Here is a 24,465-nt window from a genome sequence, read left to right on the forward strand (position 1 = left end):
CCTCCCCATTTGAATGGGGAGGCAAGTGACGAGGCTCCCGCACTAGCGCGCCAGCTTCAGTGCCTCATCGGCCTTGGCTTTCGCCGCCGCATACTTCTCCTTGGCGAAGGCGGCCCACTGCTGCTCCAGCTCGGCCTGGCGGGAGGATTTTTCCTTCGCCCCGGTGAATGCAGCCTTGATCTCGGGCGATGCGGCTTGCGCCTCGGTGATCGGCATGGCGGCGATCAGGTCGCGTGCTTCCTTGGCCAGCGCGCGGGCCTGGGCGTTGTCCTTCTTCTTCAGCGCCGCATCCACTTCGTGCAGTGTCTTCGTCACGGCTTTCAGCGGCTCGAGCTGGAAGGTGATGAGCTGGTCGAACAGCGTGTCGACGGCGGCGGTGCGACCTTCGGAGAGCCCGGCGTTGAAGGTCAGGAGACCCTGGAGGTTCTTGTCCTTGAACGGGTTGGGATAGTCGGCCGGCGCCTTGGCGTAGGTCTCCGGGCGTACCGGGAGACGGCGGATGGTCGGTTCCAGCAGCACTTCCTGGCCGGTGGGCGAGAGCAGGAACTCGATGAAGGCCTCGGCGCCGGCCTTGTTCGGCGCATTGGCGACGATGCCGACATTGGCCGGCACCAGGGTCGTCACCGACGGATAGACGAACTTCACCGGGAAGCCCGCGCCCTGCGAGGAGAAGGCGAAGAAGTCGATCACGATGCCGTAGCCGACCTGACCCGAGTTCACCGCTTCCGGCACACCGAACGAGCGGTCGGTCACGGTGCGCAGGTTGCCGGCGATCTCCTTGGTTGTGCGCCAGCCCTTGTCCCAGCCTTCGCCCTGCAGGATCGTCTCGATCGTGAGATGGGTCGTGCCGGAGCGCGACGGCGCAGAGATCGACACATGGTCGAAGTAGGGTGCCTGCGCGAGGTCCTGCCACTCCTTCGGCGTCGGCAGCTTGTTGGCCTTCACGTAGCGCTCGTTCCACATGATGCCGTAGCCCGAGGCGGCGAAGCCGGAATAGAAGCCGTCCTTGTCGTTCACCGGGTAGGAGCCGACCTTCTCGGCGATGCCGGTGGCCTTGGGCTTGTAGGCGCTGAGCAGCTTCTTGCCCTTCAGCACCTCGAAGGCGTCGGGCGCCGATGCCCAGAACAGGTCGACCTGGTTGTTGCCCTTGGTCTCCTCGATGAACTTCACACCGGCATTGGTGTTGCGGTTCTGCACTTCGAGCGTGGCGCCGGGCACGGCCTTCTCGAAGGCCTTCTTGATCGGGTCGGTGACGTCCTTGGAGAAGGAGGTGACCACCGTCACCTTGCCGGTCTGCGCGAAGCCGGCGCCGGAAGCGAGCACGAGACCCAGGGCCGAGCCGAGGGCAAGGGCAGAGCGGCGGAACATGGCGTTTTCTCTCCTGTAGCTTCTGATCAGGCTGCTTCGATGAAGCTGTCGAGTACCTTCTTGGAGCCGGCTTTCTCGAACTCGATGTCCAGTTTGTTGCCGTCCACGGCGACGATGCGACCGTAACCGAATTTCTGGTGAAATACGCGCTGGCCGACGCTGAGGTCGACCCTGTCACCGTCGGTCGCACGGCGATCGTCGGCGGTCTCGTCGCGATAGCGGCCGCGCCTGCCCGTGACGCCGAGGCTTTCGTATTCGAAGCCACTGGCATGGTCACGCATACCGCCATGATGGCCTGCGGAATAGGTCGCATAGAGGCCGGCATCGCTGCTCTCGGCGAGCTGGCCCGGCGGCAGTTCGCGCAGGAAACGCGACGGGATGGCGGCCTGCCACTGGTTGAAGACGCGGCGATTGGCGGCGAAGGATACGTAGGCTCGCTTGCGCGCGCGCGTCAGGCCGACATAGGCCAGCCGCCGCTCCTCCTCGAGGCCGGCCGCGCCCTTGTCGTCGAGCGCGCGCTGATTGGGAAACAGGCCCTCCTCCCAGCCCGGCAGGAACACCGTGTCGAACTCCAGCCCCTTGGCGGCGTGCAGGGTCATCACGCTCACCATGTCGGTGTCGTCACGCGATGCCATGTCGGTGAGCAGCGCGACGTGCTCCATGAACGCCGGCAGCGAATCGAATTCCTGCAGCGCGTTGACGAGTTCCTTCAAGTTTTCGAGTCGACCCTCCGCTTCCGGGGAGCGGTCGATGCGCAGCATGTCGGTATAGCCCGACTCGTCGAGCATGGTTTCGACCACCTCGACGTGGCTCATGCCGTCGAGCATCGCGCGCCAGCGTTCGAAGTTGCGGATCAGGTCGCCCAGCGACTTGCGCGGGCGGGCCTTCAGCTCGTCGGTCTCGAGCGCCCGCCGCGTCGCCTCGAACAGCGAGATCTTCTGCGTGCGCTGGATCAGCCGCAGGGTGCGCAGCGCCGATTCACCCAGGCCCCGGCGCGGCGTGTTGTAGATGCGCTCGAAGGCGAGGTCGTCGTCGTGCTGGATGGTGACGCGGCAATAGGCCAGCGCGTCGCGGATCTCCTGGCGCTCGTAGAAGCGCGGGCCGCCGATCACGCGATAGGGCAGACCCATCGTGATGAAGCGTTCCTCGAACTCGCGGGTCTGGAAGCCGGCGCGGACGAGAATGGCGATCTGCGCGAGCTTGTGCTTGTCGCGCTGCAGCGCCTCGATCTCCTCGCCGATGGTGCGGGCTTCCTCGTCGCCGTCCCAGACGCCGCGCAGCGAGATGCGCTCGCCTTCCTTGGCGTCGGTCCACAGGGTCTTTCCGAGCCGGCCCTCATTGTGCGAGATGAGGTGCGAGGCGGCGGCCAGAATGTGCGGCGTCGAACGGTAATTGCGCTCGAGCCGGACGATCGTGGCGCCGGGGAAGTCCTTCTCGAAGCGCAAGATGTTGCCGACCTCGGCGCCGCGCCATCCGTAGATCGACTGGTCGTCATCGCCGACGCAGCAGACGTTCTGAGTCCCTTGGGCCAGCAGGCGCAGCCAGAGATACTGCGCCACGTTGGTATCCTGATACTCGTCGACCAGGATGTGGCGGAAGCGCCGATGATAGATCTCCAGGATATCCGGATGCTTCTGCCACAGGGTGACGCAATGCATCACCAGGTCGCCGAAATCGACGGCGTTCACCTCGGCGAGACGCTCCTGGTACTGGCGGTAAATGTCGGCCGCGCGGCCGTTGGCGAACTCGCCGGCATCGTCGCCCGAGACTTTTTCCGGCGGCAGGGCGCGGTCCTTCCAGCGCTGGATGATCCCGGACAGGATGCGCGCCGGCCATTTCTTGTCGTCGATCCCCTCTGCCTGCAGGAGCTGCTTGATCAGCCGCGTCTGGTCATCGGTGTCGAGGATCGTGAAGTTGCTCTTGAGGCCGATCAATTCTGCGTGGCGGCGCAGGACCCGCACGCCGATGGCGTGGAAGGTGCCCAGCCACATGCCGTCGGCCGCGCCGCCGATCAGGCTCGCAACGCGATCCAGCATCTCGCGCGCGGCCTTGTTGGTGAAGGTCACGGCCAGGATTTGCGATGTGCGCGTCTGGCCGGTCAGCAGCAGATGGGCGATCCGGGTCGTCAGAACGCGGGTCTTGCCGGTACCGGCGCCGGCCAGAACCAGCAACGGTCCCCCAGCATGGGTGACGGCCTGGCGCTGCTCGTCGTTTAGGCCTTCGAGATGGGCGGTGGGCGCGACGGCGCGCCTCGCCGGAACCGGGTCGGCCGGAGCGGGGTCGTCGGTGATTTCGAACGGATCGGCGGGGGGCGCCATGTACCGTCATATAGCAATCGAGACGGCGGACGCCTATCTTTGAGACTGTGGACGCGCGTGGTGCGCGGGGAGGAGCGCGGATGGCCCGAGGGTTGAACGGTTCCGCAAACGGCGCGGGCCATTGGCCGCCGCCCGGCGAAGAGGGCGTGGTCGCCCGCACCCCCGGTGGTGGCTCCAACCTGCCACCCCTGGTTTCTGCCGCGTTGCCCGCGGTGGTCGGCGTAAAGACCACCATTCCCGAAAGCCGTCGCTCCGCCAAGACTTTGGGCACGGAGCGTGAAGGTCATGGGATTCTCGTCGACGACGAGGGCCTGATCCTCACGATCGGCTATCTGATCATGGAAGCCGACACCGTCACGGTCACCGACATAGAGGGCAACGAGCTGAGTGCCCGCATCGTGGGCTACGACTACGAGAGCGGCTTCGGCCTTGTGCGCACCGAGGAGCCGATGCGCCTGAAACCGATGCGCTTCGGCGATTCCGACTCCCTGACTTTGCGCGCGGAAGCCTTCGTCGCGGGCCTCGGCGGAGAGAAGGCGGCGCTCAAGGTCAAGGTGGCCGGACGGCGCGAGTTTGCCGGATACTGGGAGTACCTGCTCGACAGCGCCATCTTCACCGTGCCGGCCTATCCGCTGTGGGGCGGTTCGGCGCTGATCAGCCAGCAGGGCGAACTGCTGGGCGTCGGCTCGCTGCTGGTCCAGGAGGCTCTTGGTCCGGGATCGCCCGCCTTTCCCGGCAACATGTACGTGCCGATCAACCGGCTGAAGCCGATCTTCGGCGAACTCGTCGCCCAAGGACGCCTTTCGACGCCGCCACGCCCCTGGCTCGGGATCTACACCGTGGAACACATGGGCCAACTCGTGGTCGGCGGCATCTCCGAAGGCGGGCCCGCCGACCGGGCGGGGCTCCAGCGCGGCGACATCCTGCACGCGCTGGACGGCGAGGTGCTCGATGACGTGGCCGACTTCTATCGCAAGCTCTGGGCGATCGGGCCGGCCGGCTCGGTGGTGAAGCTCAAGATGGAACGCGACAGCGACACTTTCGATGTGACGGTCCGGACGGGCGACCGTGGCGGCTATCACAAGTACGGCACCGACTGACCGCCCTGTGCATAGCCTCGCTTTGACTTCGCGGCCGGCCGCTGCATAGGGTCACGTCAAACAGAACGGGGGAGTATCGATGGCCAAGGCGTTCGCCTCACAGGCGGATATGGCGGACAAGAAGATCACCTTCAGCCGTCTTTCCGAACATGCATACGCCTTCACGGCGGAGGGCGATCCCAACACGGGCATCGTGGTCGGCGACGACGCGGTGATGGTGATCGACGCCCAGGCGACGCCGAAGATGGCGGAGCAGGTTATCGAGCGCATCCGCACCGTTACCGACAAGCCCATCAAGTACGTGGTGCTCACGCACTATCACGCCGTGCGCGTGCTGGGTGCCAGCGGCTACAGTCCCGAGCACATCATTTGCAGCGAGGCCACGCGCGACATGATCGTCGAGCGTGGCGCACAGGACTACAAGTCAGAGCTGCAGCGCTTTCCGCGCCTGTTCCAGGCGGCCGAGACGATCCCGGGCCTGACCTGGCCCACCATCACCTTCAGCGACCGCATGACCCTGTGGCTGGGCAAGCTGCAGGTCGACATCATCCATGCCGGCCGCGGCCATACAAAGGGCGATACGATCGTCTGGCTGCCCGAGGAGCGCACGCTGTTCAGCGGCGATCTCGTCGAGTACGGCGCCACCCCCTATTGCGGCGACGCCCACTACAAGGACTGGCCGGAGACCTTGCAGAAGCTTCGCGACCTCAAGGCCGAGGCGCTGGTGCCCGGGCGAGGCGACGCGCTGATCGGCGAGGGTCCGGTCGAGGAAGGCATTGCCGGGACGCAGGCTTTTCTGAGCGACCTCTACAAGGTGGTGGAGAAGAGCGCCGAGGCCGGCGACTCTCTGAAGCTGGCCTACGACAAGGCGATGGCGGCCCTGCAGCCGCGCTACGGCAACTGGGTCATCTTCGAACACTGCATGCCGTTCGATGTGTCGCGCGCCTACGACGAGGCCAAGGGCCTCGACCATCCGCGCATCTGGACCGCCGAACGCGACATCGAAATGTGGGCGGCGCTCGAAAAGGGCGCCTGATCCGCTTCCCGATGGGGTCGTACGAATACCGCCACTACCCGTACAGCCGGCCCGCCGAACTCGACGGCGGGTGCGGGCGCCGGCCCGTCGTGATCGTGGGCGCCGGCATGGCCGGCCCGACGCTGGCGCTGGCGCTGGCCAAGCGCGGCGTTCCCTCGGTCGTATTGGACGAGGACGACACGGTGAGCCTCGGCAGCCGTTCGATCTGCCAGGCCAAGCACAGTCTCGAGATCTGGGACCGCTTCGGTGTCGCGTCCCGCATGGTCGAGAAGGGAATCACCTGGGAGCAGGGCGAACTCTATCTTCGCGACAAGCCGGTCTTCCGCTTCAACCTGCAGCCCGAGCCGGGCCACAAGTTCCCGGCTTTCGTGAACCTGCAGCAGTATTACGTGGAGGAGTATCTCTACGATCGCTGCCTCTCCGAGCCACTGGCCGAGCTGCGCTTGCGCAACAAGGTGGTTGCCGTCACGCCGGGCGACGAGGGCGTCGCGGTCGAGGTGGAGACACCGGATGGACGTTACACGCTCCAGGCCGAGTGGCTGGTCGCCTGCGATGGCGTACGCAGCACCGTGCGCCATCTCCTGGACCTGCCCTATCCCGGCGAGGTCTTCCACGACCGGTTCCTGATCGCCGACATCAGGCTCCTGAGCGAACTGCCCAAGGAGCGGCGTTTCTGGTTCTACCCGCCGTTCCATCCCACGAATTCGGTCCTGCTGCATCGCCAGGCCGACAACGTGCTGCGCGTCGACTTCCAGCTTGGTCCGGACGCCGATCCGGAAGAGGAGAAGAAGCCGGAAAACATCGACCGGCGCCTGCGCCAGATGTTCGGCCCCGAGGCGCGCTGGGAGCACGAGTGGACCAGCGTCTACACGTTCACCTGCCGCATGATGGAGCGCTTCGTCCACGACAGGGTGATCTTCGCGGGAGATGCCGCCCACGTCGTGTCTCCCTTCGGCGCGCGCGGCGGCAATGGCGCGATCGCCGATGTCGACAACCTCGCCTGGAAACTGGCGATGGTGCTCGGCAAGGCCGCGCCGGCGTCGCTGCTCGACAGCTATTGCAGCGAGCGGCGTGCGGCGGCCCGCGAGAACATTCTGAACTCGACCCGCAGCACGGATTTCATCACACCGAAGTTTCCGGCCTCGAGGGCTTTCCGCGACGCAACCCTGGCCCTCGCCCGCGACTTTCCCTTCGCCCGCGCACTGATCAACAGCGGCCGCTTGTCCGTACCCACGAGCCAGGCCGGTTCGCCGCTCGACACGCCGGATGGCGACACGGACTGGGCTCGGGGTCCCGCTCCGGGACAGGCGATGCTCGATGCACCAATGGGGCGTGACGGCGGACCCTGGCTGATCGACCGGCTGGGACGGGACTTCACCGTGCTCGCCTTCGCCGACCAGGACACGCCCCTTGCCAACCTGCCGCCCGGTGCGACCGGCGTCTGCATCGTGGGGGACGGGCTCGCCCGACAGCGCTACGATGCCCGGCCCGGCACGACCTACCTGATCCGGCCCGACCGCTATGTCGCCGCGCGCTGGCGCCGCTTCGACGCGGCCGCCATCGGGGCGGCGATCCGGCGGGCCACCGGGAACGGCTGAGGAGACGGCGATGGCCGACACGACGACCGGCGCGTTGCGCCGTACGCTGAATCTTGCGCGACCCGACGACATCTATAATGCGATTGTCGAGGCCCATCGGGACCTGGACGATGCGCAGTGCCGTGCCTTCGACGCACGGCTGATCCTTCTGCTGGCGAACCATGTCGGTGACGAGGTGCTTCTCGAAGCGCTCGCCGCGGCTCACGAGACGATGGAGGATACATGAAGGATACACTCACCGGCCGGCTTGCGCTGGTCACGGGTGCGGGCCGCGGCAACGGCGCGGCCATCGCCCGCGGCCTCGCCGCCGCTGGCGCCCGCGTCATTGTCACGGATGTCGATCTCGATGCGGCGCGCACCATTGCCGACAGCATCGTCAGGGAGGGCGGCGACGCGCGCGGCCATGCGCTCGACGTCACCGATGCGGAAAGCTGCACCAAGCTTGCGCAGGACATCTCCCTGCTGGTCGGTCCGATCAGCATCCTGGTGAACAATGCCGGCATCTTCCTGCGCGGGGGCCTGATGGACCCGGACGGCCGGGCGCGTTGGGAACGCACGATGGAGGTGAACGTCCAGGGGCCTTTCAACGTCACCATGGCCTTTGTGGAGCAGCTCAAGCACACCAAGGGCAGCATCGTGAACATCGCCTCGATCAACTCCTTCATCGCGCCGGCCGGCAGCGGGGTCTATCCGGTCTCGAAGGGCGCGCTGGCCCAGTTCACGCGCGCGCTCGCGACGGAGCTGGCGCCCGACGGTGTGCGGGTGAACGCGCTGGCGCCGGGCATCATCGCCACCGCGATGACGGAGGTGACGCGCGCCGATCCGAAGAAGCTGGAGGGCTTCCTCGCCCATGTGCCGATGAAGCGCGTGGGCCAGCCGGAGGAGCTGGCCGGGCCGGTGGTGTTCCTGTGTTCGGAGGCGGCGAGCTACATCACCGGCGCCATCCTGCCGGTCGACGGAGGCTACCTTGCCGTCTGATCCAGCATCACTCGTGGTCCGGCCGGCCACGATCGACGACGTCGACACGCTGCACCGCTTTTCGGTCGATCTCGCGACCTACGAGGACGAGCCCGATGCCGTCGGTTCGACCCCGCAGACCCTCGCTCGCGACGGATTTGGCGAGAATCCTCAATTCGGGGCGCTGATCGCCGAGCGCGAGGGCAAAGCGGTGGGTTTCGCGCTCTACACGTTCAACTATTCCGTCTGGACCGCCGCACGCGGCCTCTTCATCGAGGACATCTGGGTGGTGCCCGAGGAACGTCGCGGCGGTGTCGCCCGCGCGCTGATGCAGGGTCTCGCCCGCGAATGCGAAGCCAAGGGCTACAAGCGCATCGACCTCAATGTGCTCGACTGGAACCCAGCACGCGGCTTCTACGAGCGGCTGGGCTATCGCTGGATCCGCAACTGGCTGCCCTACCGTCTGAGCGGCGAGGCGCTGGCCGCACTCGCTAGACCTTCTTCGAAAGACTCATGACCCGACCAGCCTTGGCCGGCTTGGGCAGACCCTCGTGGGTCTTCCAGATTGCGTCGAGACGCTCGGCCGCCGGCACCGGCCAGGGCCCGGAACGCCGCGTGGCATAGTCGATGTTCATGACGATCGTTTCGTTGGTCGCGGCCAGGTAGTCCTGCTCGGCATGGTACATCTCATGGAAGAGATGCACCTTCTTGGCATCGCGGGCCAGCAGCTGTGTGGTGAAGCGCAGCGGCGCGCCTTCGCGGACCTCGCGGTCGTAGGTGACGTGGGTTTCCAGCACGAAGGTCATGCCCAGCTTGCCGTCGACGTAGCGACGGCCCAGCCCCATGTTACGCATGAACGCGCCGGAAGCCTGGTCGAAGGCCGCGACGTAGAAGGCCACGTTCATGTGGCCGTTCCAGTCGACCCATTCGGGAATCACGGTAGAGCGGTGGGTGTCGAGCGGGGCGCGGGTGATCAGTTCGGGAAGTTCGTACGGCAGGGACTGAAGCATGGACGCTGTTACTTCTTCTTGATTCCGATGAGGCGGCCGGCCTGGACGGGCCGGGGGAGGGCGGCGTGGGCGGCCGCAAGCTTTTCGATTCGCTCCATGGCGAAGTCCGGCCAGGGAGCCGAGCGGCGGCTGTTATAGTCGATGTTCATCAACATCAATTCGTTGGTCGCGGCGAGATAGCCTTCCTTCGCATGATACATCATGTGGATGAAATGGAGGCGCTTGGCATCGTGGTCGAGGATCTGCGTCGTGATGCGCAAGTCGTCGCCTTCCTTGACTTCCCGATCGTAGGTCACGTGCGCCTCGAGCACGAAGGTCATGCCGATCTTGTCGCGCGTGTATTCCCAGCCGCAGCCGAACTGCTGGCAGAGCGTGTCGGTCGCCTTGTCGAAGGCCACGACGTAGTAACCCACGTTCATGTGGCCGTTCCAGTCGATCCAGTCGGGCAGCACGGTGGCGGGGTGGCGATCGAGCGGCGCCGCGAGGTCGAGATCGATCATGGGGTACGGAGCTAATTTCATGCGATCGACCGTAGCGAAGAGTCACCGCGCACCACAAGTTCCGAGCAACGGCGTTGCGAGGAGCGAACATGGCGAAGAAGACGAAGGCGGTCGTGCTGGGCGTTGGTGCCGAGCGGGGGCTGGGTGCGGCGGCGAGTCGCCGCTTCGCGAAAGAGGGCTACCACGTGCTCGTAGCGGGCCGTACCGGGCCCAAGATCGACAAGGTTGCGCTGGGCATCCGCAACGCCGGCGGAGCGGCGACGGCGATCGTGGTCGACGGCACGAAGGAGGACGAGGTCGCCGCGCTGTTCGACAAGGCGATGGCCGACGATGCGGAGGGCGCGCCGACCGACCTGCTGGTCTTCAACATGGGCAACAACGCCGCCGTCGATTTCCGCGAGATGACGGCGCAGCATTTCGAGGACTCCTGGCGGGTCGGCTGCTTCGCCGGCTTCCTGTTTGGCCGGGAAGCCATGCGCCGTCTGGCGCCGTTGGGCCGCGGCACGGTGATTTTCACCGGCGCCTCGGGTTCGCTGCGCGGCCGTCCGCGCTTTGCCGCCTTCAACGCGACCAAGGGCGGTCTGCGCCTGCTGGTGCAGTCGATGGCGCGCGAGTTCGGGCCTCAGGGCATCCATGTCGCGCATGCCATCATCGACGGCGGCATCGAGGGCGAACGTCTCCTCTCGCGCATGCCCGACCGCGCGGACAAGGCGGGCCCCGATGGGCTGCTGAACATCGACGCCATCGCCGACAGCTACTGGCACCTGCACCGCCAGCACCGCAGCGCCTGGACCCATGAAATCGACCTGCGGCCCTACAAGGAGCCGTTTTAGCCACCCGTCGTCCCGAGCGAAGCGCCCCCTCGGAAGCCCTCGGGGCAGGCTCCGGCGTGCAGTCGAGGGACCTTTTTTCGCTTCGACACACTGTGCCTCGGAAAAGCGGTCCCTCGGCTTCGCTGCGCTCCGCTCGGGACGACGGGATATTGCTCAACGCGGAATGGCCAGCAGTTCCGCCGTGACGAGATCGGGCGCCGAGATGATGCAGTTGTGGCCGGCTTCGATCGAGCGGTAGCGGACATGCGGCATGGTCTGCACCTTCTCGTGCATGCCGGCCGACACCGGATAGCGCGGCTTGGTGCAGGCGACGTAGGTCATGGGACGGCCGTTGCCCGCCGGATTGTGCAGCTTGATCGGCTTGGTGTAGCAGGCGACCGGATGCGGCGTGAGGTGCCGGTGCGTCCAGGCGGCCAGCACTGGGTCGTCGATGATCAGGCTGCCGACCGGCGCGAAGGGCAGCACCTCGGTGTCGTTCACGACCTTCATCAGCTTCTTCCGCTTGGCCACGATCTCGGGCGGGATGCGGCCGAAGATCGACTGGCCGTCGGTCGCTATGCCGCCGTCGATGATGACGAGATGGCCGATCCGCTCGGGGATGCGATCGGTGACGAGCGTGGCGATCAGGCTGCCGAAGCTGTGACCGACGAGCACGATGTCGCGCAGGTCTTCCTTCTCCAGGGTGGCGATCGTCTCGGCCAGGAAGACGTCGTTGTCGAGATCGGGCGAGAGTTCCGCCGCGCGCTCGCCGACGCCGCGAAAGGGCAGGGCGCGGGCATCGTGGCCGGCGGCGCGCAGCCTTTCGACGACGAACTGGAACGACCACGCGCCCATCCAGGCGCCGGGAAGACATACATAGGTACGGGACTTGCTCATTCAGCGCGCGCCGGCGGCCTCCAGGATCGAGGCGATCTCGCGCTGGCCGCGCTGGCGCGCATGACCGAGCGGCGTGACGCCCTGGTTGTCGGGTAGATTGACGTCGGCGCGGCGTGCAAGCAGCAGGCGCGTGATCTCGACGTAGGGCGGGCCGCCGTCGCCCAGGATCACGACCTCCAGCAGGGCGGTCCAGCCGAGCCGGTTCACGTGATTGACGTCGATCGCGGTCTTCAGCAGTTCCCGCACCGTCTCGACATGGCCGTGATGGCAGGCCGGAATCAGCGCTGTGCCGCCGTAGCGGTTGGTACTCCCGAGGTCGGCGCCGGCCTGCAGGGTGAGCTTCAGGATCTCCAGCCGGCCCCGGGCGCCGGCCAGCAGGAAGGCGCTGTCGCGCATCTCGTCCTGGGCGTTGACGTTGGTGCCGGCGGCGATCAGGCGTCGCGCGGTCTCGACGTCGTTGCGCTGCGTGGCCTCGATCAGGGCGCGCTCGTCGGCGGTGAGGGTCTGGGCTGTCACGGCCCCGCTCCATAGCAGAACCAGCAGGGAGAGGACGAGGCGCAGCATTTCTCGGGTTTTCATCGCCGTGGTAACGTGCCGCAAACAAACGGAGGATGCCATGGCCACCAATCGTCGCGTGCTGCTGAAGTCGCGCCCGCAGGGCGAACCGACACTCGCCAATTTCGATATCGTCGACCAGCCGATCCCCGAACCCAAGGACGGCGAATATCTCTCGCGCACGATCTGGATGTCGCTCGATCCCTACATGCGTGGCCGCATGGCGGAGGCGAAGGGCTACGCCTCCAACGTCAATCTCGGCGATGCGATGGTGGGCGGCACGGTGGGCCAGGTCGTGAAGTCGAAGAACCCGCGTTTCAAGGAAGGCGACTACGTCGTCGAGTATGCCGGCTGGCAGAGCTACGCCGTCTCGACCGGCGACATGTCGATGAAGCTCGATCCGGACGCCGCGCCGCTTTCGACCGCGCTTTCGGTACTGGGGATGCCGGGCATGACGGCCTGGTGGGGTCTGATGGAGATCGGCAAGCCCAAGGCGGGTGAGACGGTCGTCGTGTCCGCGGCCTCAGGCGCCGTCGGTTCGGTTGTCGGACAGCTCGCGAAGCTGAAGGGCTGCCGCGCCGTCGGCATCGCCGGCGGCAAGGACAAGTGCGACTATGTCGTGAACGAGCTGGGCTTCGACGCCTGCGTCGACTATCGCGCGGCCGGCGGCAACCTGTTCAAGGAACTGCGGGCCGCGGCGCCCAAGGGCATCGACATCTACTTCGAGAATGTCGGCGGCGCGGTGCAGGCGGCGGTCGTCCCGCAGCTCAACGACTTCGCGCGGGTGCCGCTGTGCGGGCTTATCGCGCACTACAACGAGATGCAGATGAGCCCCGGTCCCGACTGGCGCCTGCTGCTGATCAAGCGCGCCACCGTGACGGGCTTCATCGTGTCGGATCACTTCGGCCAGATGGCCGACTTCTGGAAGGAAGTGCCGGCCGCGGTGAAGGCCGGCAAGATCAAGTACCGCGAGGATATCGTGAAAGGCATCGAGAATGCGCCCGAGGCCTTCATCGGCCTGCTCAAGGGCCGGAACTTCGGCAAGCTGCTGGTGCAGGTCGCCGAGGATCCGACCCGGAAGTAGTTGCTAAACTCACCTCAGGTTGACCCACTTACCTCATCCTGAGGAGGCCGCGCCGCGGCCGTCTCGAAGGATGGGCAACTGACTAAGTGCTGGTGCCCACCCTTCGAGACGCGCTCCTCCGGAGCGCTCCTCAGGGTGAGGTCGTTGTTGGGAAAAGCTGTGAGATTTTCTTGAGCAGAAGACTCTAAGCGGCGGGACGGTTCTTCAGCGCGAGGCCCATCGTCACCCAGCCCGACCCGATGAAGATCAGGTCGATGCCGAGGAAGATGCCCAGGACGAAGAAGCTGGAGGCCGGCCACTGGGCGATGATCATCACGCCCAGCAGCAGCGTGACGAGACCCGAGACGACGACCCAGCCCCAGGGCTTGCCGGCCGACTTCATGCTGAAGGCGAGGAAGATGCGCAGCACGCCGCCGGCCACGAGCGCCGCGCCCAGCATCAGGGTGAGGATGGTGGCGGCTGCGAAGGGGTTCATGATGGCGATGAAACCGGCGCCGACATAGAGCAGGCCGAGCAGCATCCAGACCGCGAACTTGCCCCAGCCCTTGACGCTGAAGGCCGCGACGATTTCGGCTGCTCCGCCCATGATCATCATGATGCCGATAATCATTACGGCCGATGCCGTGGCCGCGACCGCGCTGCCCACCGCGATGAAGCCGGCGATCAGGAACACGACGCCCAGCGCCACGATCCATCCCCACTTGGCGCGCAGGACCTTCAGTCCTTCCGCGAGGTTCGGAGGAAGAGGATTATTGGCCGACATCGTCATGGCTTGCTCCTTCAGAGCGGAATGGACGTTGTTAGGATACACCCGCCCATTGGCACTGTCGCCGCTTGTATGGGACACTTCGCCGTCACAGAAATGCAGGAAGACATGAACGAACCGAAGAAAGAGGCGCCGCCGCCGCGTCCCGCCACCACCGTGTTGCTGCTGCGCCCGTCCCAACCGGGCGATGCCGCCTCGCCGCTCGAAGTGTTCATGGTCGTGCGCCATCACCAGATCGATTCCTTCTCCGGCGCGCTGGTTTTTCCCGGCGGCAAGCTCGAGGACGCCGATGGAAGCGCGTCGTTGCGCGCCCGCTGTGGCGGCGCCGACGCGATAGGCGATGCGGAACTCAAGTTCCGCGTCGCCGGCGTGCGCGAAGCCTTCGAGGAATGCGGCGTGCTGCTGGCGCGCAAGCGCGGCCAGCGGGCGCTGATCGCCGCGGCCGACCTCAAGGGGATCGAGGAGCGCTGGCGCGCCAAGCTGGCCAAGGACGAGGCGAGCATCGTCGACATGGTCGAGGCCGAGGATCTCGAGATCGCGACCGACCTGATGACGCCTTACGCGCACTGGATCACGCCGACCTTCGTGCCCAAGCGGTTCGACACATGGTTCTTCCTGGCCGAGGCGCCCGAGGACCAGGTGGCGCTGCACGATGGCTCCGAATCGACGGACTCGGTCTGGATCGGGCCGCAGGAGGCGATCGACGAGGCGACGGCGGGCAAGCGCACTCTCGTTCATGCCACGACCAAGAACCTGGAACTGCTGGCGGAGGGAAAGACGGTTGGCGGCGCGATCGCCGCTGCGAAGGTGCGCAAGATCGTCACCGTCCAGCCCTGGGTCGAAGCGAGGGACGGCAAGAAGTTCCTGCATATCCCCGAAGGGGCGGGCTATCGCAATCTCATCCGCGAAATGCCGCCGTCCGGTGGTGTTCCGCAGACCGGAAGATAATTTCGCGGTTGCGACTGGCGTGTGCAAAAGCGTCTCGCCCGGCCCGGGCGAGCGCGCTAAGAGCGAAGTCATAAACGCTCGTTCATGAACCGACTGCGGTCGGACCAGGTGGAGGAAGACAACGATGGTCGGAATCGTGGCCTATGGCGCCTATGTGCCGCGCCTTCGTCTCAACCGTCAGGCCGTCTACGACGCCAACAAGTGGTTCGCCGCAGGCCTGCGCGGCCTCGCCAAGGGCGAGCGCTCGATGGCCAACTGGGACGAGGACTCGATCACGATGGCCGTCGAGGCGTCGCGCGACTGCCTGACCAGCCACAAGGCCGAGGACGTCCGCAACATCTACTTCGCCTCGACGACGCACCCGTTCAAGGATCGCCAGAACGCCGGCGTGATCGGCACGGCACTGAACGTCGAGCAGAACCTCTCGGCCACCGACATCGGTGGATCGCTCAAGGCGGGCACCTCGGCGCTGATCGCCGGCCTCAATGCCTCGAAGGAGGGCGCACCGACCCTGGTCACCGCCGCCGACAAGCGCATGGCCCGCGTCGCATCGGCCAACGAATTGAACTATGGCGACGGCGCCGCGGCGCTCCTGTGCGGCACCGAGAACGTGATCGCCAAGCTGGTCGGCCATCACTCCGTGTCGATGGATTTCGTCGATCACTTCCGCGGCGACGAGTCGGACTTCGACTATGGCTGGGAAGAGCGCTGGATCCGTGACGAGGGCTACTCGAAGATCGTGCCGCCTGCGATCAAGGCCGGATTGGCCGCGGCCAAGCTGAAGAACACCGACATCACGCACTTCATCATGCCGAGTCCGATGCCGGCGGTGCCGAAGCAGATGGCCAAGATGGTCGGCATCGGCGAAGGCGCCGTGCGCGACCTGCTGGGCGCTTCGCTCGGCGACACGGGGGCGGCCCACGCGCTGGTCATGCTGGTCGATGCGCTCGAGGGCGCCAAGGCCGGCGACAAGATCATGGTGGTGGCGTTCGGCCAGGGCGTCGACATCCTGGTGTTCGAGGTCACGGCCGAGAAGGACAAGCTTCCCCCGCGCAAGGGCCTGTCGGGCTGGATGGCGCGCCGGAAGGAAGAGAAGAACTACATGAAGTTCCTCGCCTTCAACGAGATGCTGCCGATCGACAAGGGCATGCGCGCGGAGTTCGACAAGAAGACCGCGCTGTCGGTCCTGTGGCGCAAGCGCGACATGCTCTACGGGCTGGTCGGCGGCAAGTGCAATGTCTGCGGCACCGTCCAGTTCCCGCGCAGCCAGGTCTGCGTCAATCCCAACTGCCACGCGATGGACAGCCAGGATCCCTACGCGATGGCCGGCCTCGAATGCTCGGTGATGTCGTTCACCGCCGATTCGCTGGTCTATTCGCCGGATCCGCCGGGTTATTACGGCATGATCACTTTCGCGGAGGGCGGCCGCTTCATGGCCGACTTCACCGACAGCGACAAGGATCAGGTCAAGGTCGGCGCCAAGATGCGCATGACCTTCCGGATGCGAGACAACGACACCATGCGCGGCGGCTTCAAGCGCTACTTCTGGAAGGCCGCTCCGGCCTAGATCGCGTTCAGTCTTTCAAGCGTTCAACGTTCAACTTCCATCACCAAGGAGACCTGCAATGGCTCGTGGTATCAAAGACAAGGTCGCTATTCTCGGCATGGGCTGCTCGAAGTTCGGCGAACGCTGGGACAGCGGCGCCGAGGAGCTGATGCTCGAAGCCTACAGGGAGTGCCTGAAGGATGCGGGCATCGACCAGAACCAGCTCCAGGCAGCCTGGTTCTCGACCGCCATCGACGAGGTCCATGTCGGCAAGTCCGGCATCCCGCTGTCGACGACGCTGCGCCTGCCGAATATCCCGGTGACGCATGTCGAGAACATGTGCGCTTCGGGTACCGAGGCCTTCCGCGGCGCCTGCTACGCCGTCGCCTCGGGCGCGGCCGATTTCGCGCTAGCCGTCGGCGTCGAGAAGCTCAAGGACACCGGCTACGGCGGCCTGCCGGGCGGCCGTGGCGGCCCGCTGCAGGTCTTGTGGAACGCGAGCGGCACGGCGCCGGGCAACTTCGCCCAGCTCGCCACCGCCTACATGACCGCGCACGGCGTCTCGGGCGAGGATCTCAAGAAGGCGATCGGCCACGTCTCCTGGAAGAGCCACCAGAACGGCGCCAAGAATCCGAAGGCCCATCTGCAGAAGGCCGTCGAGATGGAAACCATCCTCAACGCGCCGATGATCGCCTCGCCGCTCGGCCTGTTCGACTGCTGCGGCGTGTCGGACGGTGCGGCCGCGGCCATCGTCACGACGCCCGAGATCGCCAAGGCGCTCGGCAAGAAGGACATCGTCAGCGTCAAGGCGCTGCAGCTCTCCGTCTCGAACGGCTCGGAGTCGGGCCACAATTCGTGGGACGGCAGCTACTTCCACACCACGCGCATCGCGGCGAAGAAGGCCTACGAAGAGGCCGGGATCAAGAGTCCGCGCGACGAAGTGTCGATGTTCGAGGTCCATGACTGTTTCTCCGTCACCGAACTCGTGACCATGGAGGACCTGCACATCTCCGAGACCGGCAAGGGCTGGAAGGACGTGCTCGACGGCTTCTACGACGCCGATGGCACGATCCCCTGTCAGATCGACGGCGGCCTCAAGTGCTTCGGCCATCCGATCGGCGCCTCGGGCCTGCGCATGCTCTACGAGATGTACCTGCAGCTCCAGGGCAAGGCCGGCCCCCGCCAGCTCAAGGACCCGCGCATCGGCATGACGCATAATCTCGGCGGCGCGCCGCGCGAGAATATTTCGAGCGTCGCCATCGTCGGCCGCTACGAGTAGTCACGAAACGCGAGGCCCTCTCTCTGGCTCATGGGCAGTCGGGGAGAGGGCTTTTCTTTGCACACGTTCCGGAGGAGACATTCATGGAGCTCGACAAGAAGCTCATCGGCCATGAGTTCGCGCCGTTCACCGCTGCCGTAGAGGCAGGCAAGATCAAGCTGTTCTGCAAGGCCATCGGCGAGGAAGATCCGATCTATTCGGATGAAGTCGCAGCCAAGGCGGCGGGCTACCGCGGCATCACCGCGCCGCTCACCTTTCTGCGCGCGCTGCAGGCCGACGATCCCAACAAAGGCGGGCTCCTGCGCCTGCTCAACGTCGATATCGGCCTGATCCTGCATGGCGAGCAGCACTTCGAGTATTTCGCGCCGGTGGTGGTCGGCGACGTCGTCACCTGCCAGGAAAAGGTCGTCGACATCTACGACAAGAAGGGCGGCGCGCTCTGGTTCGTCGTCCAGGAGATGGAGATGAAGGACCAGGCGGGCAAGCTGCTGGCCAAGGGCCGCGGCGTCACCGTCGTGCGCAACCCCGACGCAGGCAAGAAGTGAGGGAGGCAATCATGACGACCGCTCCGAAATTTGCCGACGTGAAGGTCGGCGACGAACTGAAGCCGCTGGTACTGCCGCCGGTCAGCCGCCACCAGCTCGCCCTCTATTGCGGCGGCTCGGGCGACCATAACCCGATCCATGTCGACATCGACTTCGCGAAGAAGTTCGGCTTCAAGGACGTGTTCGCCCACGGCATGCTGTCGATGGCTTTCCTGGGCCGCCTGGTGACGAGCTGGGTGCCGCAAAAGCAGGTTCGCGGCCTCGGCACGCGCTTCACCTCGATCACCTGGGTCGGCGACGTCATCACCGTCAGCGGCAAGGTCACGGGCAAGCGCGAGAAGGACGGCGAGACGCTGGTCGATCTCGAGGTCAAGTGCACCAACCAGAACGGCCAGGACACGCTCCAGGGCTCTGCCACGGTCGCGCTGAATTAAGTCAGGGTTCCAGGAGAACGACATGGGTCAGATGGATGGCAAGGTGGCGATCGTCACCGGTTCGGGACGCGGCATCGGCAAGGAAATCGCGTTGCGTCTGGTGCGCGACGGCGCCAGCGTCGTGATCAACGATATCGACGATGCGCCGGCGCAGGAGACGGTCGCCGAGATCATCAGGATGGGCGGCAAGGCGGTGGCCTGCAACGGCGACGTCGCCAAGCCCGACTTCGGCGATCGCATCGTCAAGACGGCGGTCGACGCGTTCGGCGACTGCCATGTCGTCGTGAACAATGCCGGCTACACCTGGGACTCGGTCATCCAGAAGATGAGCGACGAGCAGTGGTACGCGATCCTCGACGTCCACCTGACGGCGCCGTTCCGTGTTCTGCGTGCCTTCCAGCAGCACTTCCGCACCGCCGTCGAGAAGGAGCGGGCCGAAGGCAAGCGCGTCGTCCGCAAGGTCGTGAACATTTCCTCGACCTCGGGCGTCAACGGCAACGCCGGCCAGTCGAACTACGCGGCGGGCAAGGCCGGCATCATCGGACTCACCAAGACGCTGGCCAAGGAGTTCGGCCGCTACGACGTCACCGTCAACGCCGTGGCCTTCGGCTACATCCAGACGCGCCTCACCAAGCCGCTTGCCCAGGGCGAGGCCGGCGAGATCGAGGTCCAGGGCCGCACGGTGAAGATCGGCGTCCAGGGCGGCCGTATCGCCGCCATGAACCAGATGATCCCGCTCGGCCGTGGCGGCCTGCCCGAGGAAGCGGCGGGCTCGGTCTACCTGTTCTGCAGCCCCGACAGCGACTATGTCAGCGGCCAATGCCTGGTCGTAAACGGTGGTCTCTGACCGCGGCCCTGCGGCGCGAAAGATCGAAGGGTGGCCCGCGGGCCACCCTTTTTCGTTGGACCGGTTTCCCGGCTAGGATGACCGCATGGCGCTGAGGTCCCTTGAGGTCGGTATCGTGGGTTGCGGCGTCGCCGGTCAGGCGGCCGCGAGCTTTCTGGCCGATGCGGGGCACCGCGTCACCGTGCTGGAGCGCTTCCGGGAGCCGCGACCGGTGGGCGCCGGCTTGCTGCTGCAGCCTACCGGCCTCGCCGTACTGCGCGCTCTCGGGCTGGAACAGGCCGCCCGGACGGCGGGCGCGCGCATCGACGGGCTCTTCGGCGAGAATCAGAAGGGACGCCCCGTTCTCGACCTCGCCTATGGCGACCTGCACCCGGCGGCGTTCGGACTGGGCATCCACCGGTCGGTCCTGTTCGACCTTCTGCACCATCGTCTGCTCGCGTCGGGTGCCCGCCTGGTCACCGACACCGAGATCGTCGACGTCGTTCGCGACGGTGCGCGGGCGGTCGCCGCCGATACGAAGGGAGGACGCCATGGCCCGTTCGACCTGCTGATCGTTGCCGATGGTGCGCACTCGCTCCTGCGCGAGCGCGTGATGCCGGGGTCGCGCGCACCGCTCTACCCGTGGGGCTGCATCTGGACGACGGTCCAGGATAGCCAGGCATTCGGCGCCGCCGGGCTCCTGCGCCAGCGGGTTGCCGGCTCGACGATCATGATGGGCCTCCTGCCGGTGGCGCCGGACAAGCTCACGATGTTCTGGAGCCTGCCTGCCGCCGATCTCGCCGCGCATCTTCCCCTCGATCTCGAATCCGTGCGGGACGAGGCGCTGTGGTTGTGGCCGGAAGCCGGGCCGACGATCGAGTACGCGGTCGCGGCCGATGACTTTTTCCGCGCGACCTACCGGCACGTCGCCCTGCCGCGCTGGAACGAGGGTCCGGTCCTGTTCATGGGCGACGCCGCGCACGGCACCAGTCCGCAGCTCGGGCAGGGCGCCAATCTCGGCCTGCTCGATGCCCATGCGCTCGGGCGCAGCCTCGCCGAAGCGGGCGACCTTGCGGAGGCGATGAACCTCTTTGCCCGGCGGCGAGGACCGCCCAGCCATTTCTATCGGCGCGCCAGCCACCTCGTGACGCCGCTGTTCCAGTCCGAGGGGCAGGTGCTCGGCTGGCTCCGCGATCTCACGATGCGCCATGCCTGTCAGGCGCCGGTCTTGCGGCCGATGATGACGAGCATTCTGGCGGGCCTGCGGCGCGGCTGGCTGTCGAGCGAGTCGCTCGACGCCGACGGCCGGTATCGACTTTAGGTTCGTCGCGACAGGTTCGCCCAGCGGCCGGGAGTCACGCCGAAACGGGCAGAGAAATGCCGCGTGAGATGGCTCTGGTCGGCAAAGCCCGCCGCGGCGGCGGCTTCCGAGAGGGCAGTGCCCTCCGCGATCATCGCCTGTACGTGCATCAGGCGCTGCCCGACCTGGAAGCGATGCGGCGAGGTGCCGAAGGCCGCGCGGAAATGGCGGGCCAGGCTGAAGCGGTCGAGCCCGCTTACCTGCTCGAGTTCGTCCGACCCCACGACGCGGTGAGCCTCCGCCACCAGAAAGTCGCGCGCCCGGGTCGCCGCTCGCAGCGCCACACTGCCCCGGCGCCTGCGCGGAGGGCCGTCGCTTCGCCGCGCCAGCAGATCGGCGAAGCGGCCGACCAGTGCGTCGACGGCCAGCGGTTCGAGAGCCTGCGGGAAATCGACGAAAGCCTCGGCGACGGCGCTGGCCATGGCTTCGTCGCGGGCGACGGCGTCGGCGACATAGGGCGGGCCGGCGCCGTCGAGCGCTTCCGAGACGGCCGCCGGGTCTAGATAGAGCATACGGTAGGCGAAGGCGCCGCCCTCGCCGGCATGGCCGTCATGCGGTTCGTCCGGATGCAGAACCAGCACCTGCCCGCCATGGCTGGCCCGCAGGCTGCCGCGATAGTGGAACTGCTGTACGCCATAGAGGGTGAGACCGATGCCGTAGGTCTCGTGCCGATGCAGATCGTAGGCATGCCCGCCGAAGCGCGCCGCCAGGCGCTGCAGGCCGGCGGTCGGTCGGTCGAGGCGGATCTGGTCGGCGTTCATTGCACGAATGTTCAAGACGGCGGTTCGCAGCATGCCCCATATGGGTGTCATGATCTACGAAACCAAGACAGCGCTCGTGCTTCGCAAGGACCTGGCGGCCTGGCAGACGGCCAATGTCGCGGCCTTCCTGGCCGGCGGTCTCGCCGGAACCCATGCCCACCTGATGGGTGAGCCGTATCTCGATGCGAACGGACGGGCCTACACGGCGCTCATCCGCGAACCGGTCTTCGTCTATGGCGCGACGCTGGAGGAGTTGCAGCGCACCCACCAACGCGCGCTCTCCCGCGAGCTGGTGCCGGCGATCTACATCGAGCCGATGTTCGCCACGACCAACGACGCAGACAACCGCGCCGCCGTGGCCGCGGCCCCGGTCGAGGCGATGAATTTCGTCGGCATCGGCGTCCATGGGCCGCGCAAGGCCGTCGACAAGGTCGTCAACGGTCTGAAGTTCCTGTCATAGCGGGGAGCCGCCGCGCGCCCGTCAGGATCAGCACCGCCGCCGCGAGGTTGAGGCCCATGCAGACAACCAGCGGCAGGCCGTAGCCGCCGGAGGCGTCGCGCAGGATGCCGAGCAGGCCCGGCCCGAAGGCATAGAGGGTCTGCACGACGGCGGTGGAAAGCGCGACGATCGCCGGGAACTGGTCGAGTGTGTATTCGCGCTGCACGATCATCGGCGACAGGGTGATGTTGTTGCCGACCGAGAGTCCGTAGACGGCGCAGGCGCTGTAGACCAGCAGCGGCGCGTGCGCCGTGGCCAGCACCGCGATGGCCCCGACCTGGACAAGGAAGCAGATCGCCGAGGCGCGCCGGGGTTGGAGCCGGTCGATGACGAGGCCGAGGACGAGACGGCCGACCAGTGCCATGACGGCGTTGATGCCGACGGCCAGCGCGGGATCGACCGCCGGGCCGCCGCTTTCGGCGCGGGCGCTCACCAGCGGTACGAGATGGGTGAGGAAGCCTACCTGGGAGAGAAGCACGAAGGCGAAGGGCGCGGAAATGCTCCAGAAATGCCACTGCCGCAGCGGTGCCAGACGTTTAGGCCGTACAGCCGACGTCTTGGGCGACAGCGGGCCCCTGCGCACGAACAGGGCGACGGTGCCGGCGGCGATGACGATGCCGATCAGCACGAGAAGCCGCTCCGCCCTGGCGAACCCGAGCGCCGGAATCGCCGCGAGCAGGACCGGAGTGACCGCGAGACCGGCAACCGTCGCGCCGCTCAGGGCGAGGTTGAGGGCGAGCCCGCGCTTGCGGTCGAACCACTGTCCGACGGTGGCGGCGATCGGCGCGACGCTGGTCGCGTTCCAGCCCGGCGCCATGACGACGTAGAGCGCGACCAGTTGCCAGGGCTCCGTGACCGATGGCAGCAACAGCAGCGCCGAAGTGGTGATCGAGAGGCCCGCCAGGAACACGGTCCTCGGACCGAAGCGGCCGATCGCCTCGGCGATGCGCGGCAGCAGGAAGGCGCCTAGAACATAGTGCGCGGTGACGACCGACGAGATGAAGCCCGTCGACCAGCCATGGGCCCGCTGCAGCTCAACGAGATAGATGCCGTGCGCATAGAAGCCGAAGCCCCAGGCGAACACGGCGGAGACGAAGCACGCGAAGACGACGCGCCACGCGGCCGGCGAGGTATCGGCGGCCGCGGTCACGGACATGCGGGGCGCGCGTTCAGGAGCGGCTGACGTGGGCGGATACGCAACGCCAGCCCTCCGGCGTCAACTGCCAGTCGTCGGTGTACCAGCCCCGGCCCGGGTTGCCGTCCGGCCTGGTGTAGCTGGTTCGGGCATGGATGATCGCGAAGTCGCCCAGCAGGCGGATCTTGACGTCGTGCTCGTGCAGCCCCGTGACCGGCGAGCCGCGACCGATCTGTGCCAGGAACGCCGCGCGGTCGATCAGCGTGCCATCGGGGTTGGTGTTGTGGAAATCCCGCGACAGGTGCCGGTCGAACCATTGGACGTCGGCCTCGGCGACGGACCGCACGAAATGATGGTTGAGATCGTGCAGCACGGAGAGATGCCGGGCGGATGTGTCGTCGGTCACGATCGTTCCTCCGTCGTCCCGTCTCGAAGATGCGGGACATAGTGGGATATCTCGCGACAGGTGCCGACCTCTGTCTGGATCGCCCCGGTCTCGTCGGACCGGATGCGCATGCGCCAGGCGCCGCCCTCGCGCAGGTCGAGGGCGCAGGAGAGGACGTGGAAGCCGCGCGGCGCCCACCATTGCTTCATGCATTCCGGTTCGACGAAGGCGCGGAAAACCACGGGGCGCGACGCCGGCAGCAGGCGGTTCAGGGTGAATTCGCGGCGCGCCGGGAGGCGCGAGTCACCGGCGCTTGCGGGCATCGGTCCTTTTCCTTTGCCGGGGCGACGGCGGCACGGCGGATTGCGCTTCCTGCAGATAGGCTTCCAGCCGGTCGAGCCGCAGCTCCCAGAAGCGGCGGTAGGTCGAGACCCAGTCGGAGACCTCCTGCAACGGTTCGGCGGCGAGGCGGCAGGGACGGCGCTGGGCGTCGCGGCCGCGGGCGATCAGGCCGGCGCGTTCCAGCACCTTGAGATGCTTGGAGATGGCCGGAAGGGACATGTCGAAAGGCTGGGCCAGGTCTCCGACCGAGGTCTCGCCGAGGGCGAGGCGCGCCAGGATCGCCCGCCGGGTCGGATCGGCGAGAGCCGAGAAGGTCGCATCGAGCCGGTCGCTTGCCTGGGTCATCGGCGCTCTGTCTTGTTAACCATAGGGTAAAATAGAGAAGCCCGTCGGCGCGCTGTCAA

28 protein-coding genes are annotated in these 24,465 nt (G+C 66.5%); 16 read left to right on the forward strand and 12 right to left on the reverse strand.

Annotated elements, in window-relative coordinates; genetic code table 11:
• Window positions 1-42: 42 nt before the first annotated feature.
• Both KQ910_RS19645 and KQ910_RS19650 read right to left on the reverse strand, forming a co-directional pair.
• The gene (locus KQ910_RS19645) at window positions 43-1,368 is read right to left on the reverse strand and encodes an ABC transporter substrate-binding protein (RefSeq protein WP_216964440.1); all 1,326 of its coding nucleotides are present in this window, start codon (window positions 1,366-1,368) and stop codon (window positions 43-45) included.
• Window positions 1,369-1,394: 26 nt separating this feature from the next.
• The gene (locus KQ910_RS19650; RefSeq protein ID WP_216964442.1) at window positions 1,395-3,686 is read right to left on the reverse strand and encodes an ATP-dependent helicase; all 2,292 of its coding nucleotides are present in this window, start codon (window positions 3,684-3,686) and stop codon (window positions 1,395-1,397) included.
• Window positions 3,687-3,766: 80 nt separating this feature from the next.
• Here KQ910_RS19650 and KQ910_RS19655 point away from each other — a divergent pair, with 80 nt between their 5' ends.
• The 6 genes from KQ910_RS19655 to KQ910_RS19680 all read left to right on the forward strand — a co-directional run bounded on the left by KQ910_RS19655 (window position 3,767) and on the right by KQ910_RS19680 (window position 8,894).
• Window positions 3,767-4,786 carry a S1C family serine protease gene (locus tag KQ910_RS19655; protein ID WP_216964445.1) on the forward strand — a complete coding sequence of 340 codons (1,020 nt, stop codon included), beginning with the start codon at window positions 3,767-3,769 and terminating at the stop codon, window positions 4,784-4,786.
• 79 nt (window positions 4,787-4,865) lie between these two features.
• Window positions 4,866-5,822, forward strand: coding sequence for an MBL fold metallo-hydrolase (locus tag KQ910_RS19660; RefSeq protein ID WP_216964447.1), 957 nt, complete (start codon window positions 4,866-4,868; stop codon window positions 5,820-5,822).
• Window positions 5,823-5,833: 11 nt separating this feature from the next.
• Entirely contained in the window at window positions 5,834-7,420 is a 1,587-nt protein-coding gene (locus tag KQ910_RS19665; RefSeq protein WP_216964449.1) for an FAD-dependent oxidoreductase, read from the forward strand.
• A 10-nt stretch (window positions 7,421-7,430) separates the two neighbouring features.
• The gene (locus tag KQ910_RS19670) at window positions 7,431-7,646 is read left to right on the forward strand and encodes a DUF2783 domain-containing protein (RefSeq protein WP_216964451.1); all 216 of its coding nucleotides are present in this window, start codon (window positions 7,431-7,433) and stop codon (window positions 7,644-7,646) included.
• Window positions 7,643-8,398, forward strand: a complete 756-nt coding sequence (locus KQ910_RS19675) for an SDR family NAD(P)-dependent oxidoreductase (protein ID WP_216964453.1) — start codon at window positions 7,643-7,645, stop codon at window positions 8,396-8,398. The genes KQ910_RS19670 and KQ910_RS19675 overlap by 4 nt, the downstream gene beginning before the upstream one ends.
• A complete protein-coding gene (locus KQ910_RS19680; protein ID WP_216964455.1) occupies window positions 8,388-8,894 on the forward strand; it encodes a GNAT family N-acetyltransferase in 507 nt (168 codons plus the stop codon). Before KQ910_RS19675 ends, KQ910_RS19680 begins: the two co-directional genes overlap by 11 nt.
• Here KQ910_RS19680 and KQ910_RS19685 read toward each other — a convergent pair.
• Together KQ910_RS19685 and KQ910_RS19690 are read right to left on the reverse strand one after the other, a co-directional pair.
• Window positions 8,869-9,387, reverse strand: coding sequence for a thioesterase family protein (locus KQ910_RS19685; protein WP_216964457.1), 519 nt, complete (start codon window positions 9,385-9,387; stop codon window positions 8,869-8,871). The two genes, KQ910_RS19680 and KQ910_RS19685, sit on opposite strands and share 26 nt — an antisense overlap.
• 8 nt (window positions 9,388-9,395) lie before the next feature.
• Window positions 9,396-9,908 carry a thioesterase family protein gene (locus KQ910_RS19690; protein ID WP_216964459.1) on the reverse strand — a complete coding sequence of 171 codons (513 nt, stop codon included), beginning with the start codon at window positions 9,906-9,908 and terminating at the stop codon, window positions 9,396-9,398.
• Window positions 9,909-9,976: 68 nt separating this feature from the next.
• Between KQ910_RS19690 and KQ910_RS19695 the strand changes: the two genes are divergently transcribed.
• The gene (locus KQ910_RS19695) at window positions 9,977-10,720 is read left to right on the forward strand and encodes an SDR family NAD(P)-dependent oxidoreductase (protein ID WP_216964462.1); all 744 of its coding nucleotides are present in this window, start codon (window positions 9,977-9,979) and stop codon (window positions 10,718-10,720) included.
• A gap of 153 nt (window positions 10,721-10,873) precedes the next feature.
• Here KQ910_RS19695 and KQ910_RS19700 read toward each other — a convergent pair whose 3' ends face one another.
• Window positions 10,874-11,596, reverse strand: a complete 723-nt coding sequence (locus KQ910_RS19700) for an alpha/beta fold hydrolase (RefSeq protein ID WP_216964464.1) — start codon at window positions 11,594-11,596, stop codon at window positions 10,874-10,876.
• Complete coding sequence (locus KQ910_RS19705; protein ID WP_439653331.1) at window positions 11,597-12,112, reverse strand: ankyrin repeat domain-containing protein; 516 nt, start codon at window positions 12,110-12,112, stop codon at window positions 11,597-11,599.
• A gap of 100 nt (window positions 12,113-12,212) precedes the next feature.
• Between KQ910_RS19705 and curA the strand changes: the two genes are divergently transcribed.
• The gene (gene curA, locus KQ910_RS19710; protein ID WP_216964468.1) at window positions 12,213-13,235 is read left to right on the forward strand and encodes an NADPH-dependent curcumin/dihydrocurcumin reductase; all 1,023 of its coding nucleotides are present in this window, start codon (window positions 12,213-12,215) and stop codon (window positions 13,233-13,235) included.
• A gap of 184 nt (window positions 13,236-13,419) precedes the next feature.
• Here curA and KQ910_RS19715 read toward each other — a convergent pair whose 3' ends face one another.
• Complete coding sequence (locus tag KQ910_RS19715) at window positions 13,420-14,004, reverse strand: HdeD family acid-resistance protein (RefSeq protein WP_216964470.1); 585 nt, start codon at window positions 14,002-14,004, stop codon at window positions 13,420-13,422.
• Window positions 14,005-14,109: 105 nt separating this feature from the next.
• On the opposite strand from KQ910_RS19715, the gene KQ910_RS19720 reads away from it, so the two are divergent.
• The 7 genes from KQ910_RS19720 to KQ910_RS19750 all read left to right on the forward strand — a co-directional run bounded on the left by KQ910_RS19720 (window position 14,110) and on the right by KQ910_RS19750 (window position 20,900).
• On the forward strand, window positions 14,110-14,949 hold the full coding sequence (locus KQ910_RS19720; protein ID WP_216964472.1) for an NUDIX hydrolase: 840 nt from the start codon (window positions 14,110-14,112) through the stop codon (window positions 14,947-14,949).
• 124 nt (window positions 14,950-15,073) lie between these two features.
• Window positions 15,074-16,516: a hydroxymethylglutaryl-CoA synthase family protein gene (locus KQ910_RS19725; protein ID WP_216964474.1), complete on the forward strand. Its 1,443-nt coding sequence runs from the start codon at window positions 15,074-15,076 to the stop codon at window positions 16,514-16,516.
• A 58-nt stretch (window positions 16,517-16,574) separates the two neighbouring features.
• A complete protein-coding gene (locus KQ910_RS19730; protein ID WP_216964476.1) occupies window positions 16,575-17,774 on the forward strand; it encodes an acetyl-CoA acetyltransferase in 1,200 nt (399 codons plus the stop codon).
• 83 nt (window positions 17,775-17,857) lie between these two features.
• Window positions 17,858-18,319: a MaoC family dehydratase N-terminal domain-containing protein gene (locus tag KQ910_RS19735; RefSeq protein ID WP_216964478.1), complete on the forward strand. Its 462-nt coding sequence runs from the start codon at window positions 17,858-17,860 to the stop codon at window positions 18,317-18,319.
• A gap of 11 nt (window positions 18,320-18,330) precedes the next feature.
• Window positions 18,331-18,753 (forward strand): MaoC family dehydratase, encoded by a 423-nt coding sequence (locus KQ910_RS19740; protein WP_216964480.1) that lies wholly within the window; start codon window positions 18,331-18,333, stop codon window positions 18,751-18,753.
• A gap of 22 nt (window positions 18,754-18,775) precedes the next feature.
• On the forward strand, window positions 18,776-19,600 hold the full coding sequence (locus KQ910_RS19745) for an SDR family NAD(P)-dependent oxidoreductase (protein ID WP_216964482.1): 825 nt from the start codon (window positions 18,776-18,778) through the stop codon (window positions 19,598-19,600).
• Between the two features lie 85 nt (window positions 19,601-19,685).
• Entirely contained in the window at window positions 19,686-20,900 is a 1,215-nt protein-coding gene (locus tag KQ910_RS19750) for an FAD-dependent oxidoreductase (protein ID WP_216964484.1), read from the forward strand.
• Here KQ910_RS19750 and KQ910_RS19755 read toward each other — a convergent pair.
• On the reverse strand, window positions 20,897-21,715 hold the full coding sequence (locus tag KQ910_RS19755) for an AraC family transcriptional regulator (protein WP_229600828.1): 819 nt from the start codon (window positions 21,713-21,715) through the stop codon (window positions 20,897-20,899). The genes KQ910_RS19750 and KQ910_RS19755 overlap by 4 nt on opposite strands.
• 34 nt (window positions 21,716-21,749) lie before the next feature.
• Between KQ910_RS19755 and KQ910_RS19760 the strand changes: the two genes are divergently transcribed.
• Window positions 21,750-22,160 (forward strand): DUF2000 family protein, encoded by a 411-nt coding sequence (locus tag KQ910_RS19760; protein ID WP_216965790.1) that lies wholly within the window; start codon window positions 21,750-21,752, stop codon window positions 22,158-22,160.
• Here KQ910_RS19760 and KQ910_RS19765 read toward each other — a convergent pair.
• The 4 genes from KQ910_RS19765 to KQ910_RS19780 are packed head-to-tail and all read right to left on the reverse strand — an operon-like array spanning window position 22,135 to window position 24,406.
• Window positions 22,135-23,355 (reverse strand): MFS transporter, encoded by a 1,221-nt coding sequence (locus KQ910_RS19765; protein ID WP_216964486.1) that lies wholly within the window; start codon window positions 23,353-23,355, stop codon window positions 22,135-22,137. The genes KQ910_RS19760 and KQ910_RS19765 overlap by 26 nt on opposite strands.
• Window positions 23,356-23,368: 13 nt before the next feature.
• Complete coding sequence (locus tag KQ910_RS19770; RefSeq protein WP_369408397.1) at window positions 23,369-23,740, reverse strand: nuclear transport factor 2 family protein; 372 nt, start codon at window positions 23,738-23,740, stop codon at window positions 23,369-23,371.
• Entirely contained in the window at window positions 23,737-24,042 is a 306-nt protein-coding gene (locus KQ910_RS19775; protein WP_216964488.1) for an SRPBCC domain-containing protein, read from the reverse strand. The genes KQ910_RS19770 and KQ910_RS19775 overlap by 4 nt, the downstream gene beginning before the upstream one ends.
• Window positions 24,023-24,406, reverse strand: coding sequence for an ArsR/SmtB family transcription factor (locus KQ910_RS19780; RefSeq protein WP_216964490.1), 384 nt, complete (start codon window positions 24,404-24,406; stop codon window positions 24,023-24,025). Before KQ910_RS19780 ends, KQ910_RS19775 begins: the two co-directional genes overlap by 20 nt.
• Window positions 24,407-24,465 lie beyond the last annotated feature (59 nt).

This window comes from Reyranella humidisoli, assembly GCF_019039055.1.
Classification (GTDB): Bacteria; Pseudomonadota; Alphaproteobacteria; order Reyranellales; family Reyranellaceae; genus Reyranella; species Reyranella humidisoli.

Coding starts and splice junctions, on each gene's coding strand:
- KQ910_RS19740 (WP_216964480.1), top strand. CDS start 18,331: ATGACGACCGCTCCGAAATTTGCCGACGTGAAGGTCGGCGACGAACTG.
- KQ910_RS19745 (WP_216964482.1), top strand. CDS start 18,776: ATGGGTCAGATGGATGGCAAGGTGGCGATCGTCACCGGTTCGGGACGC.
- KQ910_RS19750 (WP_216964484.1), top strand. CDS start 19,686: ATGGCGCTGAGGTCCCTTGAGGTCGGTATCGTGGGTTGCGGCGTCGCC.
- curA (WP_216964468.1), top strand. CDS start 12,213: ATGGCCACCAATCGTCGCGTGCTGCTGAAGTCGCGCCCGCAGGGCGAA.
- KQ910_RS19655 (WP_216964445.1), top strand. CDS start 3,767: ATGGCCCGAGGGTTGAACGGTTCCGCAAACGGCGCGGGCCATTGGCCG.
- KQ910_RS19725 (WP_216964474.1), top strand. CDS start 15,074: ATGGTCGGAATCGTGGCCTATGGCGCCTATGTGCCGCGCCTTCGTCTC.
- KQ910_RS19730 (WP_216964476.1), top strand. CDS start 16,575: ATGGCTCGTGGTATCAAAGACAAGGTCGCTATTCTCGGCATGGGCTGC.
- KQ910_RS19645 (WP_216964440.1), bottom strand. CDS start 1,368: ATGTTCCGCCGCTCTGCCCTTGCCCTCGGCTCGGCCCTGGGTCTCGTG.
- KQ910_RS19660 (WP_216964447.1), top strand. CDS start 4,866: ATGGCCAAGGCGTTCGCCTCACAGGCGGATATGGCGGACAAGAAGATC.
- KQ910_RS19780 (WP_216964490.1), bottom strand. CDS start 24,406: ATGACCCAGGCAAGCGACCGGCTCGATGCGACCTTCTCGGCTCTCGCC.
- KQ910_RS19685 (WP_216964457.1), bottom strand. CDS start 9,387: ATGCTTCAGTCCCTGCCGTACGAACTTCCCGAACTGATCACCCGCGCC.
- KQ910_RS19700 (WP_216964464.1), bottom strand. CDS start 11,596: ATGAGCAAGTCCCGTACCTATGTATGTCTTCCCGGCGCCTGGATGGGC.
- KQ910_RS19765 (WP_216964486.1), bottom strand. CDS start 23,355: ATGTCCGTGACCGCGGCCGCCGATACCTCGCCGGCCGCGTGGCGCGTC.
- KQ910_RS19650 (WP_216964442.1), bottom strand. CDS start 3,686: ATGGCGCCCCCCGCCGATCCGTTCGAAATCACCGACGACCCCGCTCCG.
- KQ910_RS19690 (WP_216964459.1), bottom strand. CDS start 9,908: ATGAAATTAGCTCCGTACCCCATGATCGATCTCGACCTCGCGGCGCCG.
- KQ910_RS19665 (WP_216964449.1), top strand. CDS start 5,834: ATGGGGTCGTACGAATACCGCCACTACCCGTACAGCCGGCCCGCCGAA.
- KQ910_RS19720 (WP_216964472.1), top strand. CDS start 14,110: ATGAACGAACCGAAGAAAGAGGCGCCGCCGCCGCGTCCCGCCACCACC.
- KQ910_RS19695 (WP_216964462.1), top strand. CDS start 9,977: ATGGCGAAGAAGACGAAGGCGGTCGTGCTGGGCGTTGGTGCCGAGCGG.
- KQ910_RS19675 (WP_216964453.1), top strand. CDS start 7,643: ATGAAGGATACACTCACCGGCCGGCTTGCGCTGGTCACGGGTGCGGGC.
- KQ910_RS19715 (WP_216964470.1), bottom strand. CDS start 14,004: ATGACGATGTCGGCCAATAATCCTCTTCCTCCGAACCTCGCGGAAGGA.
- KQ910_RS19775 (WP_216964488.1), bottom strand. CDS start 24,042: ATGCCCGCAAGCGCCGGTGACTCGCGCCTCCCGGCGCGCCGCGAATTC.
- KQ910_RS19760 (WP_216965790.1), top strand. CDS start 21,750: ATGATCTACGAAACCAAGACAGCGCTCGTGCTTCGCAAGGACCTGGCG.
- KQ910_RS19735 (WP_216964478.1), top strand. CDS start 17,858: ATGGAGCTCGACAAGAAGCTCATCGGCCATGAGTTCGCGCCGTTCACC.
- KQ910_RS19670 (WP_216964451.1), top strand. CDS start 7,431: ATGGCCGACACGACGACCGGCGCGTTGCGCCGTACGCTGAATCTTGCG.